Below are 12786 nucleotides of genomic sequence, written 5' to 3' on the forward strand. Positions count from 1 at the left end.
CGTCGATGTCCGCGGTGCCGGCGGCGACGGCTGCCTGGTTGAGTTTGGGTACGGCGTTGGCGGTGACCTGGTCGCTCTGGCCGCCCTTGGGTGCCTGGACGGTCTCGGCCTTGGTGATCTTGCCGCCCGCGACCGTGATCCGGACCTGCACCGCGCCGTACTGCGTCTGGGCGGCGGCACCGGTGACGGTCTTGGCGGCCTGGGCGCCACCCGCGTCCTCGGCGGCACCCGACCCCGACCCCGCGGAGGCCTCCACCTGGTCCAGGGCCGACTGGAGGGACTTCTTGTAGCCGGCGCTGGTGTAGGTGGCTCCGGAGACGGCGTCGATGTCCGCGGTGCCGGCGGCGACGGCTGCCTGGTTGAGTTTGGGTACGGCGTTGGCGGTGACCTGGTCGCTCTGGCCGCCCTTGGGTGCCTGGAGGGTCTCGGCCTTGGTGATCTTGCCGCCCGCGACCGTGATCCGGACCTGGACGGTGCCGTACTGCGTCTTGACCGCGTCCCCGGTGAGCGTCTTGGCCTCGGCCGCGCCCTCCGCGGCGCCCGACCCGGAGCCCGCCGTCGAGTTGGCCTTGTCGATGGCCGACTGGAGGGACTTCTTGTACCCGGCACTGGTGTAGGTGGCGCCGGACACCGCGTCGATGTCCGCGCTCTGCGCGGCCACCGTCGCCTGGTTGAGTTTGGGTACGGCGTTGGCGGTGACCTGGTCGCTCTGGCCGCCCTTGGGTGCCTGGAGGGTCTCGGCCTTGGTGATCTTGCCGCCCGCGACGGTCAGCCGGACCTGGATCGCGCCGTACTGGGTCTGGGCCGCGTCCCCGGTGACCATGCCGGTGCCCGCGGCCTGGGCGCCGCCCTGGGCCGACTCCTGCGCGGCCGGCGGCTGGGACGAAGATCCGCCCGCGGCCGCGGCCGGGTCCGACGACGGTTTCAGCGACAGCAGCAGCACGACACCGGACACGGTGGCGGCGCTGGCGAGCATGACACGTCGGATGGGGTGACTCTTCCTCATCGCTTCTGAGCTCCTGAAGTCCCGTCGCTCACATCTCGAACGACTCGTGATGGATGCGGCGGGCGGGCACACCCGCGCCGCGCAGTGCTTCGTAGACGGACTGCGCGAACCCGGGCGGGCCGCACATGAACACGTCGTGGTCGTCGATGTCCGGCAGCTTCTGCCGCAGCCGGTCCGCCGAGATGTCGGGGCGCGCTCCGTCCGGGCTGTTGACCGCGTACATCAGCCGGGCCCCGCGCTCGTCCGCGATGGCCGCCAGCTCGTCCCACAGGGCCAGGTCGTGGGTGCTGTTGGCCCGGTACAGCAGGGTGATGTCACCGGCAGCGCCGGGCAGCGTCTCGAACAGCGCCCGCATCGGGGTGATCCCGACGCCGCCCGCGACCAGCAGCACCTTGCCGCGGCTGCGGCGGGACGCGGTGAGCGCGCCGTAGGGGCCCTCGGCCCACACCTTGGTGCCGGAGGTCAGCTCGCGCAGCCGCTCGCTGTGGTCGCCGATCGCCTTGACGGTGATCCGCAGCATGTCGGGGCGGGGTGCCGCCGACAGCGAGTACGGGTGCGAGCTGAACCGCATGCCCGGGGCGAGGAACCGCCACCGGAAGAACTGCCCGGCCTCCGCGCCCATCCGGTGCAGCTTCCGCCCGCCGATCAGCACCGACACGATGCCCGGCGTCTCCTCGATCACCGCGGCCACATACAGGCGGTGCCGCAGGTTCAGCCGGATCGGGGTGAGGATCCGGTACCAGATCACCAGCGCGGTCACCGAGCCGTACAGCCCGTACCAGACGGTCTTCGCGGCCGGCTCGACGGCGAACTCGTTGCCGGTGGTGAGCTGGTGCCAGAACGTCAGGAACACCGCCGCGTACGTCAGCAGGTGCACGTGGTACCAGGTGTCGTACGGGATCCGGCGGCGGACCGGGCCGATCGAGAGCAGGCCGATCAGGAACAGCAGACCGGTGCCGATGGCCGCCTTGCCCATGTCGGGCAACTGGTTGATGGAGTCCGTCGTCTGCTGGACGATGTCGCCGAGGCCCTTGCCGGCCTGGAGGGCGTAGCCCCACATGATCAGGAAGACATGGGCGACGGTGAGGCAGAGCGTGTACCGTCCGCTCATCGCGTGCCAGCGCGCCACCCGGTCCGAGCCCACCCGGCGCTCCAGCGCGGGCACCCGGGCCATCTGCAGCACCACCAGCGCCATCAGGTAGCCGGCGAGCAGCCCGGTGATCCGGCCCGCGTTGAGGATCTTGCCGTTGTTGTCGCTGATGGAGGGCGTGTTGGCCCACCACAGCCACAGCACACCCGCTGCCCCGGCCCACACGACGAGCAGCAGCAGGGTCGCCGGTGAGCGGCGCGGGCGGATGCGGCGCATCGTCTGGCGGCGGGCGGCGCGGCCGCCTGCGAGCGTGCTGGTCACGGTTCCTCCGGGGACGGGCAAGGGGGATGGTGTGGTCCCTTGGCCCACAGATACGTGCCGCGTCGCCCGAGTGTTCAGCCGCCCGCCGAGTCCGGTGCGGAAGGAGTGACTGGCGGTAACACCCGCCCGTGGTTCAGTACCGGGTGATCGCCGTACGTCCGCCCGTCGTCCCGATCGCCAGGTGCGGCCCCTCGGCGGGCTCGGCCCAGGCGAGGATCCGCCGCATCGCGTCGGCCGGCACGGACACACAACCGGCGGTGGCCCCACGCCCGTTGACATGGAGGAAGATTCCGGCGCCCCGGCCCCGCACCGGTTCGGCGTAGTTGAACCCGATCACCAGCGCGTGGGCGTACTGCGTCCCGTAGGAGCTCAGCCGCTCCGCCTCCGCCGCCGCACAGTGCGCGGGGCGCGGCTCCACCCACCGGTTGTACGACCGCGAGTCGTTGTCCTGGCACCACCAGGAGTTCCGCCGCACCGCCCGGTAGGGGTACGTCGTCCCGCCCGGCGCCGCCCTGATCCCGAACGCGTACGGCAGGTCGTACAGCCCCGTCGGCGTCGTGCTCGTCCCCTGCCTCCGGGAGGCCCCCTCCACCAGCCCGTTCGCCCCGAAACGGGCTGGTGCGGAACCGGACTTCACCCACCGTCCGCCGCGCCGGTCCCACCACGTCACAGTGCCGGACGTCGAGCCGGTGTGCGCGGCCACCGCCGTGACCAGCTGGGTGCCGCCGCCGGTGTCGGCCATGCGGGAGGGCAGCGGGGCCGATGGGCTCGGGGTGAGTGCGAGCAGGGGCAGGGACGCGAGGGCGACACCACGGCGAAGACGCATGGACCAGACGCTAGGGGACAGCTGCGCACAGAGCGGCACGAACGGGTCCGACCGGGCCGATTCGCGCCGCCCGTGCCGTACGGACCGCTCGTCCCTCAGGCGCCGACCGGGTTCAGCAGGTCGGCGTTCTCCTCGAAGGCGTACAGCAGCAGGTCGGTCATCGCGAAGGTGCCGGCCTTGCGCCGCTCCTCCACCGGACTGAGGAACGGGCGCCGGAACGGGGCCCGGAGGATGGAGTACCGGCTGCCCTCGATCGCACGGTGGAACACCTCGGCGACGACGCGTCCGCCGACGCCGGTCAGCTTCCCGCCGCCGTTCACCTCGGCCTCGCGGAGGATGTGGAACCACAGCGGACGGTCCCGGACCGGCCTCTTGCGCAGCGCGGGCGTCAGCTGGGCGCCGCCGGGCAGGTCGGCGAAGGCGCCGGCCGGCGGCTCCGCCACGTCGAGGCCCGCCTCTTCCCGAGGTGCTCGACGAGCTCCTGGCCGGAGGCCGGCCGCATCATGGTGGCCCGCGTGAGGTTGCGGAACGCCAGGTTCAGTTCGACCGGCGGGGGGCTCGGTGCCGCGCCCGCCGAACGTGCCCAGCGGCAGGTCGGCGAGGGGGTTCACCGGCAGGGTGTCGATGCGCTCGGCGACGTTGAACCGCGCGTCGCTCACGGCGAGATCGGCCCGGCCCGCGGCGCCGAAGTCGAGCGGGCGCCGGAAGTCCGCGATCCAGCCGTGAGAACCGGAACCGGCGCAGTGCGGCGACGTCGGAGAGTGCGGCGGGCTCGGCGCACACAAGAAGATGTTGTGTGTATAGATCAAATAAAAGCTACTGAATCGGACCCAGGGGCAAGGGCAGCCCGGGGAGTCCGTCCATGCTCGTGGCGATGTGCTCCTTCTTCGCGAAGTACGCGCTCAGCGAGTCGTCGTCCTCGCGCGCGAAGCGCCTGCCGTGCAGGTCGCGGTCCTCGTCGTACGACATGTACGGCACCGCGTACCCGCAGGAGTCCCGGACGAGTTCGGCCCGTACGACGATGATCGCGCGCAGCCCGTGCGCGCTCGGGTCGATGTCGGGGAAGCGGGCCAGCAGCTCCCCGAAGCGCGGGTCGTCGCGGAAGACCGGCTCGCCGCGGCCGTGTACGCGCACGATGTTCGGCGGGCCCTGGAAGGCGCACCACATCAGGGTGATCCGGCCGTTCTCCCGCAGATGCGCGATCGTCTCCGCGGAGGACCCGGCGAAGTCGAGGTAGGCCACGGTCAGTTCGTCCAGGATCACGAACGAGCCCTTGAGGCCCTTGGGGGAGAGGTTCACCGTGCCGTCCCCGGAGAGCGGGGCGGTGGCGGTGAAGAAGAGGGGCTGCTCCTCGATGAAGGTGCGGAGTCTGCCGTCTATGCGTTCGTATGTCTTTCCCATGTCTAACGATTATGGGCGAAAGTCTTTTGCCTGTCTAAGGGATTCCGGTATCCGCTCCCCGCGGAGGACCGTGGCCGCCCCGGCCGGCGCTCACACGGGGCGGCCACAGCGCCTGTCACGTCACTCGGTGACCGTGCAGGCGGCCAGGGTGTTCAGACCCTGCGGCTTCTCGGCCGTACGGCCGATGGAGATGGCGATGCGGTCGATGGTCGAGGCGCGCTTGTCCGCCAGCGGGCCGAGGATCGCGTTCTGGACGAAGTTGGGTCCGCCCTGGCCGACGGTGTCGACGAGTCGCTTGTTGGCCTCGGAGATCTGGGTCTGGAGGAGGGTCAGGTTGCGGTCGACCTCGGCCTGCGCGGAGGCCGGGATCGCGGGCAGCTGCGACGCGACGTCCGGGCAGTCGATGGCGCCCGCCGCGCCGGCCTCCTCGCCCGCACCTGCCTCCTCGCCGGCTTCCTCCGCGGCGGTCTCGCTCGGCGTGGCCTCGGCCTCGCCGCCGGCCTCTTCGCCCGCACCCGCTTCCTCGCCGGCGCCCGCCTCCTCGCCCGCCTCGGCGGCACCGTCCGCGTCAAGGGCGCACGGCGCGAGCGCCTCCAGGCCCTGCGGCTTGTCGGCCGTGCGGCCGATCGAGGTGGCGATGCGGTTGACGGTGGCGATCCGCTTGTCCTCCAGGGGGCCGAGGATCGCGTTCTGGACGAAGTTGGGTCCGCCCTGGCCGACGGTGTCGACGAGTCGCTTGTTGGCCTCGGAGATCTGGGTCTGGAGGAGGGTCAGGTTGCGGTCGACCTCGGCCTGCGCGGAAGCGGGGATCGCGGGCAGCTGCGACGCGACGTCCGGGCAGCTGATGGAGCCGGGACCGGCCAGCGTCCGGGCGTTGGTGGTGCCGCTCTTGGAGCTCGCGGGCTCCCCGGCGAGGGCGGTGCCCGCGATGACCGCACCGGTCAGTGCCACGGCGGCGGCTCCGCCGATGATCGTGACGCGACGCTTGTTGTACTTCGGAAGAGCCCTGGACATGGGGATGCCTCACTCGGGTCGGGGGGTCTCGTCGTTGACAAACGCGGCGCCTGCGTTCGGCGAGAGATACGGGTAAGCGGTTTCGGGTGTTCAAAGGATCTTCAAATTTATGGTCATCCCGGCCGGGATTGACGAATCATGCGGAACTCTGCATACTCATGCATGCCGGTGAACGCGGCTGGAGCGAACGCGGTCGCAGTGACTGCGGCCGGCACGCACGGCAGCGAACGCACTGTGAGGAGCACCCCGTGACCGAGCGCGTCGTACTCGCCTACTCGGGCGGTCTGGACACCTCCGTCGCCATCGGCTGGATCGCCGAGGAGACGGGCGCCGAGGTCATCGCCGTGGCGGTCGACGTCGGCCAGGGCGGCGAGGACCTGGACGTCATCCGCAAGCGCGCCCTCGCGTGCGGCGCGGTCGAGGCCGAGGTCGCGGACGCCAGGGACGAGTTCGCCGAGGAGTACTGCCTCCCGGCGATCAAAGCCAACGCCCTCTACATGGACCGCTATCCGCTGGTCTCCGCGCTCTCCCGGCCGACGATCGTCAAGCACCTCGTCGCCGCCGCCCACAAGCACGGCGCCGGCACGGTCGCCCACGGCTGCACCGGCAAGGGCAACGACCAGGTCCGCTTCGAGGCCGGCATCGTCGCCCTCGCCCCCGGCCTGAAGTGCATCGCCCCGGTCCGCGACTACGCGATGACCCGCGACAAGGCCATCGCGTTCTGCGAGGAGAGGAACCTCCCGATCGCGACCACCAGGAAGTCCCCGTACTCCATCGACCAGAACGTCTTCGGGCGCGCGGTCGAGACGGGCTTCCTGGAGGACATCTGGAACGCCCCGATCGAGGACGTCTACGAGTACACCTCCGACCCGGCCGTCCCCCGCGAGGCCGACGAGGTGATCATCACCTTCAAGCAGGGCGCCCCGGTCGCCGTCGACGGCCGGCCCGTCACCGTCCTCCAGGCCATCCAGCAGCTCAACGAGCGCGCCGGTGCCCAGGGCGTCGGCCGGATCGACATGGTCGAGGACCGCCTCGTCGGCATCAAGTCCCGCGAGGTGTACGAGGCCCCGGGCGCGATCGCCCTCATCACGGCCCACCAGGAGCTGGAGAACGTCACCGTCGAGCGCGAACTCGCCCGCTACAAGCGGCAGGTCGAGCAGCGCTGGGGCGAACTCGTCTACGACGGCCAGTGGTTCTCCCCGCTCAAGCGCGCCCTCGACGGCTTCATCGCCGAGGCCAACCAGTACGTCGACGGCGATGTCCGGATGACCCTGCACGGTGGCCGCGCGGTCGTCACGGGCCGGCGCTCGGAGTCGTCCCTGTACGACTTCGACCTCGCCACCTACGACACGGGTGACACCTTCGACCAGGCCGCGGCCAAGGGTTTCATCGACATCTACGGCCTGTCGTCGAAGATCGCGGCGCGGCGGGACCTCGCGTAAGCAGTAGCGTGAACGCCGCCTCCCCACTCGCGCCCTCGCGCCCGGGCGGGGAGACGGCGGCACATCCGATTTCTCGACTAGGAGCAACGCAAGTGAGCAGCAACAGCGGTGACGTACGGCTCTGGGGCGGCCGTTTCGCCGACGGTCCCGCCGAGGCCCTGGCGAAGCTGTCCGCGTCCGTCCACTTCGACTGGCGGCTCGCGCCCTACGACATCGCCGGTTCGCGTGCCCACGCGCGCGTGCTGCACAAGGCGGGGCTGCTCACGGAGGACGAGCTGACCCGTATGCAGGCGGGCCTGGACCGGCTCGAAGCGGACGTGGCCAGCGGTGACCTCGTCGGCACCATCGCCGACGAGGACGTCCACACCGCCCTGGAGCGCGGTCTCCTGGAGCGGGTCGGCCCCGACCTCGGCGGCAAGCTGCGCGCGGGCCGGTCCCGCAACGACCAGGTCGCGACCCTCTTCCGGATGTACCTGCGCGACCACGCGCGGATCATCGGCGGCCTGATCGCCGAGCTCCAGGACGCGCTGGTCGGCCTCGCGGAGGCCCACCCGGACGTGGCGATGCCCGGCCGCACCCACCTCCAGCACGCCCAGCCGGTGCTCTTCGCCCATCACCTCCTCGCGCACGTCCAGCCCCTGATGCGGGACGCCGAACGCCTGCGCCAGTGGGACGAGCGGACGGCCGTCTCGCCGTACGGCTCGGGCGCGCTCGCGGGTTCCTCCCTCGGACTGGACCCGGAGTCGGTCGCCGAGGACCTCGGCTTCGAGCACGGCAGCGTCGGCAACTCCATCGACGGCACGGCCTCCCGGGACTTCGTCGCGGAGTTCGCCTTCATCACCGCGATGATCGGCGTGAACCTCTCGCGGATCTCGGAGGAGATCATCCTCTGGAACACGAAGGAGTTCTCCTTCGTGACCCTGCACGACGCGTTCTCCACGGGCTCGTCGATCATGCCGCAGAAGAAGAACCCGGACATCGCGGAGCTGGCGCGCGGCAAGTCCGGTCGTCTGATCGGCAACCTCACCGGCCTGCTGGCCACCCTCAAGGCCCTCCCGCTCGCGTACAACCGCGACCTCCAGGAGGACAAGGAGCCCGTCTTCGACTCCTGTGACCAACTGGAGGTCCTGCTCCCCGCCTTCACCGGCATGATCGCCACCCTCACCGTCCACCGCGAGCGCATGGAGGAACTGGCCCCGGCCGGCTTCTCGCTCGCCACCGACATCGCCGAGTGGCTGGTCAAGCAGGGCGTGCCGTTCCGGGTCGCGCACGAGGTCGCCGGCGAGTGCGTGAAGGTCGCCGAGGCCGAGGGCAAGGAGCTGGACGGCCTCACCGACGAGCAGTTCGCGAAGATCTCCGCCCACCTCACGCCGGACGTCCGTTCCGTCCTCAACGTCCCGGGCGCTCTCGCCTCCCGCGACGGCCGCGGCGGCACGGCACCCAGCGCGGTCGCCGTCCAGCTCGCGGAGGTCAGGGCGGACGTGGCGGCGCAGCACGCGTGGGCGACCGCGAAGGACAAGAAGTAGCAGGTCCGGTAGGGCGGGGGCATCGCGGGTACGTTGGTCGTCAGCTGTGCAGAGCCGACCGAACGGAGCCCTCGATGCCCTTCGCCCGACTGGCCTCGGCCACGACCCCGACCTGTCACATCGGCCTGGGCCTGGCCGCCGTCGGCCGCCCCGGGTACATCAACCTCGGCCGGGACCGTGACCTCCCGCCCGTGCGCAGTGTCGACGCCCTGCGCGCCCGCACGCACGAACTCCTCGACGCCGCCTACGCCCAGGGCGTCCGCTACTTCGACGCGGCCCGCTCCTACGGCCGGTCCGAGGAGTTCCTCGCCGACTGGCTGCACGCCCGCCCCGACATCGACGACATCGTCGTGGGCAGCAAGTGGGGCTACACCTACACCGCGGCCTGGAGCACCGACGCCGACCGGCACGAGGTCAAGGACCACACGCTCGCCACCTACGAGCGGCAGCGCGCCGAGAGCGACGACCTGCTCGGCGAGCGGCTCGACCTCTACCAGATCCACTCGGTGACCCCGGACAGCCCGGCCCTCACCGACAAGGAACTCCACACGCGGCTGGCCGAAGCCGCCGCCCGGGGCCTCACCGTGGGCTTCTCCACCAGTGGCCCCGCCCAGGCCGACGCGATCCGGGCCGCCCTCGCCGTGACGGTCGACGGCGAGCCGCTCTTCCGGACCGTCCAGTCCACGTACAACGCCCTGGAGACCTCGGCCGGCCCCGCGCTCGCCGAGGCCCACGACGCCGGACTCACGGTGATCGTCAAGGAGGGCATGGCCAACGGGCGGCTCGCGGCCCCGCACGCGCCGGACGCGCTGAAGGCCGTGGCCGAGGAGACGTCTCTGGGCTGCGATGCCGTGGCCCTCGCGCTCGTCCTCCGGCAGCCCTGGGCCGGCGTCGTCCTCTCCGGTGCCGCCACCGCCCAGCAGCTCGCCTCCAACCTGCACGCGGCGGTCGTCGACCTCGACGAGGAACAGCTGAACCGGCTGGCCGGACTGGCCGAGGAGCCGCGGACGTACTGGGAGAAGCGCGGGCAGTTGCCCTGGCACTAGAGCCGGACCTGCCGAGGGAACGGCCATGAGACGGCCATGCCCACGATGAGACAAGAATGTCTCACATGGGTTATCGTCGTCTCATGGCCGTCGATCGTGATCACGTACTGCGCAGCGCCGCCGCCCTGCTGACCCGCAAATCCACCGCGACCATGGACGAGGTCGCCAAGGCCGCCGGGATCAGCCGGGCCACGCTGCACCGTCAGTTCGCCGGGCGCGACGCACTCGTGCGGGCGCTGGAGGCGCTCGGCATCGCCGAGTGCGAGACCGCCCTGGACGCGGCCCGCCTGGACGACGGCCCCGCGAGTGACGCCGTACGGCGCCTGGTGCGCGAGATCGAGTCCGCCGCCGGTCTGCTCGCCTTCCTCTACACCGAGAACCAGCTGTTCGAGGGCGGGGAGCAGGACGCGGGCTGGTCCCGCATCGACGACCGGATCTCCGCCCTGTTCCGGCGCGGCCAGCTGGACGGCGAGTTCCGTATCGACCTCACACCGGCCTGGCTCACCGAGGCGCTGTACGGCCTGCTGGCCTCCGGCGCCTGGATGGTGCAGTGCGGCAAGGGTGCCCCCAAGGACTTCCAGCACATGATCGCCGAACTGCTGCTCGGCGGCGCACTACGGCATCCCGCGGTCCAGCCCGCCACCTGACGGCCCCACCACGTGACGGAACCCGCGCACGCACCCCCGTACGACAGAACCCCCGCGCCACATCACAGCACGGCACCCCGCACGACAGAGAGAGGAATCATGACCAGCACCCTGCAGCCGGCGAACCCGACCGAGGCGGTGAAGCGTCCGGGCCGTTGGCTCGCGCTGTCCGTCCTCGTGCTCGCCGTGCTGTTGGTGGCCGTCGACGCGACCGTCCTCGGTCTCGCGACCCCCTACATCAGCGAGGACCTGAACCCCACCGGCACCCAGCTCCTCTGGATCGGTGACGTCTACTCGTTCGTCATCGCCGGTCTGCTCGTCTCCATGGGCAGCCTCGGCGACCGCATCGGCCGCAAGCGGATCCTGCTCGTCGGCGCGACCGCGTTCGGTGCCGTCTCGGTCCTCAACGCCTATGCCGCGACGCCGGAGTTGATGATCGTCGCCCGGGCGCTGCTCGGAGTCGCCGGCGCGACCCTGATGCCGGCCACGCTCGCCCTGATCCGCAACCTCTTCCACGACGCGCGTGAACGCAGCCTCGCCGTGGGCATCTGGGGCGCGACCGCCTCCGCGGGTACGGCGGTGGGTCCCATCGTCGGCGGCTTCCTGCTCGAACACTTCTGGTGGGGCTCGGTCTTCCTGATCAACCTGCCCGTGATGGCCGTTCTGGTCCTCGTCGGCATCAAGCTGCTGCCCGAGTCGCGGAATCCGCGTCCCGGCCCGTGGGACATGGTCAGCGTGGTGCTGTCGCTCGTCGGCATGATCGCGGTCGTCTACGCCGTCAAGGAGGCCGCCACCCACGGTCTCACCTGGGAGACGGTCGCCTCGGCCCTGCTGGGCGGGGGCGCGCTGTACGGCTTCGTGCGCCGCCAGTTCACCCTGCCGACCCCGCTGCTGGACATGCGGCTGTTCCGCAACCGGGGCTTCAGCGGTGCGGTCCTCGCCGACCTGCTGACCATCCTCGGCCTGTCCGGGCTGGTCTTCTTCCTCTCCCAGTATCTGCAACTGGTCCAGGGCAGGCGCCCGTTGGAGGCGGGACTGGCCGAACTGCCCGCCGCCGTCGGCGCGGTGGCGGCCGGTCTGATCGCCGGTTCCGTGGCGCGCCGCTACTCGGTGCGCTCCGTGGTCGCCGGCGGCCTGGCGGCCGTGGGTCTCGCCCTGGCCGCCCTCACCGTGATCGACGAGTCCACCGGCTACCCGCTCCTCGGCGCCGCCCTCCTGGTCGTCGGCATCGGCGCCGGTTTCTCCTTCACCGTGACCGCCGACGTGATCCTCGGCTCCGTACCCAAGGAGCAGGCGGGCTCCGCGTCCGCGGTCTCGGAAACGGCCTACGAACTCGGCGCGGCCCTCGGTATCGCCGTACTCGGCTCGATCGTCACCGGCGTCTACCGGGACTTCACCGGCCCGGCCGGCACACCGTCGGCGGCCCACGAATCCCTGGGCGGCGCGGTGGAGGCGGCGGCCGGACTGCCGCCGCGGACCTCGGAAGCACTGCTGACCGCGGCCCGGACGTCGTTCGTGGACGGACTCGCCCTGGCGGCGGGGGTGGGCGCGGCGGTACTGCTCACCGCGGCGGTAGCGGCCTGGTTCCTGCTACGGGACCAGCGTCTCGACAGCGCACCGTAGGCGCACGGCCCAACGCCGGGCCGGCCAACGCCCCAGGGGCGCGGGGAACCGCGCGACCAGCCGCAACGCACCCGCGCCCGGCACACCACAGACCGCTTACGCGGCCTTCGCCTTCGTGGCGTACATGTCCACGTACTCCTGGCCCGACAGTCGCATGACCTCGGTCATCACCGAGTCGGTGACCGCCCGCAGCACGTACCGGTCACGGTCCATTCCCTCGTACCGGGAGAACTCCATCGCCTCGCCGAAGCGAACGGTGACGCGGCCGGGCCGCGGAACACCCGCGCCGCCGGGCTGGATCTTGTCCGTGCCGATGATGGCGAACGGCACCACGGGCGCGCCGGTCATCATGGCCAGCCGGGCGATGCCGGTACGGCCGCGGTAGAGCCGGCCGTCGGGGGAGCGGGTGCCCTCCGGGTAGATGCTGAAGACCTTGCCCTCCTCCAGCACCCGGCGGCCGGTCATCAGCGCCGCGACACCGCCGCGCCCGCCGTCCCGGTCGACCGGGATCATGCCGCAGCCGGTGAAGAACCAGGCCATGAGCCGGCCCTTGAGGCCCTTGCCGGTGACGTACTCGTCCTTGCCGATGAAGAAGACCTGCCGGTCACAGAAGAGCGGCATGATCATCGAGTCGATGAAGGTGAGGTGGTTGCCGGCCAGGATCACCGGACCGTCGCCGGGGATGTGCTCCGCGCCCTCCACCCGTGGGCGGAACATCAGGCGCATGATCGGTCCGAGCACTGCCTTGATGAGCGCGAAGCGGGACAACGGGCCCTCCGGTGTCAAGAGAATGGTGAGGGAATCTGTATGAGTCTGTGCAGGTGAGGACATTACTCGCGGCCAG

Annotated in this window: 12 protein-coding genes; 5 read left to right on the plus strand and 7 right to left on the minus strand. The window is 71.1% G+C overall.

Annotated features, from left to right (window positions below; genetic code table 11):
- The 6 genes from ACZ5VD_RS28795 to ACZ5VD_RS28820 form a co-directional block, all read right to left on the minus strand.
- Nucleotides 1-1006: FMN-binding protein (locus tag ACZ5VD_RS28795; RefSeq protein ID WP_468683750.1), on the minus strand; the 1006-nt coding region annotated here is incomplete at its 3' end.
- A gap of 28 nt (nucleotides 1007-1034) precedes the next feature.
- Entirely contained in the window at nucleotides 1035-2417 is a 1383-nt protein-coding gene (locus tag ACZ5VD_RS28800) for a ferredoxin reductase family protein (protein ID WP_468552277.1), read from the minus strand.
- Nucleotides 2418-2550: 133 nt separating this feature from the next.
- Entirely contained in the window at nucleotides 2551-3243 is a 693-nt protein-coding gene (locus tag ACZ5VD_RS28805) for a L,D-transpeptidase family protein (RefSeq protein ID WP_468683751.1), read from the minus strand.
- Nucleotides 3244-3338: 95 nt separating this feature from the next.
- Nucleotides 3339-3686: a hypothetical protein gene (locus tag ACZ5VD_RS28810; RefSeq protein ID WP_468683753.1), complete on the minus strand. Its 348-nt coding sequence runs from the start codon at nucleotides 3684-3686 to the stop codon at nucleotides 3339-3341.
- 373 nt (nucleotides 3687-4059) lie between these two features.
- Nucleotides 4060-4644, minus strand: coding sequence for a pyridoxamine 5'-phosphate oxidase family protein (locus ACZ5VD_RS28815; protein WP_468552275.1), 585 nt, complete (start codon nucleotides 4642-4644; stop codon nucleotides 4060-4062).
- A gap of 120 nt (nucleotides 4645-4764) precedes the next feature.
- Nucleotides 4765-5658 carry a hypothetical protein gene (locus ACZ5VD_RS28820; RefSeq protein ID WP_468552274.1) on the minus strand — a complete coding sequence of 298 codons (894 nt, stop codon included), beginning with the start codon at nucleotides 5656-5658 and terminating at the stop codon, nucleotides 4765-4767.
- A 248-nt stretch (nucleotides 5659-5906) separates the two neighbouring features.
- Here ACZ5VD_RS28820 and ACZ5VD_RS28825 point away from each other — a divergent pair, with 248 nt between their 5' ends.
- The 5 genes from ACZ5VD_RS28825 to ACZ5VD_RS28845 all read left to right on the plus strand — a co-directional run bounded on the left by ACZ5VD_RS28825 (nucleotide 5907) and on the right by ACZ5VD_RS28845 (nucleotide 11942).
- Nucleotides 5907-7100: an argininosuccinate synthase gene (locus ACZ5VD_RS28825; RefSeq protein WP_468683754.1), complete on the plus strand. Its 1194-nt coding sequence runs from the start codon at nucleotides 5907-5909 to the stop codon at nucleotides 7098-7100.
- 92 nt (nucleotides 7101-7192) lie between these two features.
- Nucleotides 7193-8626, plus strand: coding sequence for an argininosuccinate lyase (gene argH, locus ACZ5VD_RS28830; RefSeq protein ID WP_468683755.1), 1434 nt, complete (start codon nucleotides 7193-7195; stop codon nucleotides 8624-8626).
- Nucleotides 8627-8700: 74 nt separating this feature from the next.
- A complete protein-coding gene (locus ACZ5VD_RS28835) occupies nucleotides 8701-9672 on the plus strand; it encodes an aldo/keto reductase (RefSeq protein WP_468552271.1) in 972 nt (323 codons plus the stop codon).
- A gap of 83 nt (nucleotides 9673-9755) precedes the next feature.
- Nucleotides 9756-10319, plus strand: a complete 564-nt coding sequence (locus ACZ5VD_RS28840) for a TetR/AcrR family transcriptional regulator (RefSeq protein WP_468552270.1) — start codon at nucleotides 9756-9758, stop codon at nucleotides 10317-10319.
- Nucleotides 10320-10418: 99 nt separating this feature from the next.
- Complete coding sequence (locus tag ACZ5VD_RS28845) at nucleotides 10419-11942, plus strand: MFS transporter (RefSeq protein ID WP_468683757.1); 1524 nt, start codon at nucleotides 10419-10421, stop codon at nucleotides 11940-11942.
- 96 nt (nucleotides 11943-12038) lie between these two features.
- Here the strand turns inward: ACZ5VD_RS28845 and ACZ5VD_RS28850 are convergent, their stop codons facing one another.
- Nucleotides 12039-12659 carry a lysophospholipid acyltransferase family protein gene (locus ACZ5VD_RS28850; RefSeq protein WP_468552268.1) on the minus strand — a complete coding sequence of 207 codons (621 nt, stop codon included), beginning with the start codon at nucleotides 12657-12659 and terminating at the stop codon, nucleotides 12039-12041.
- Between the last annotated feature and the right edge of the window lie 127 nt (nucleotides 12660-12786).

Source organism: Streptomyces sp. NPDC032822 (genome assembly GCF_055578825.1).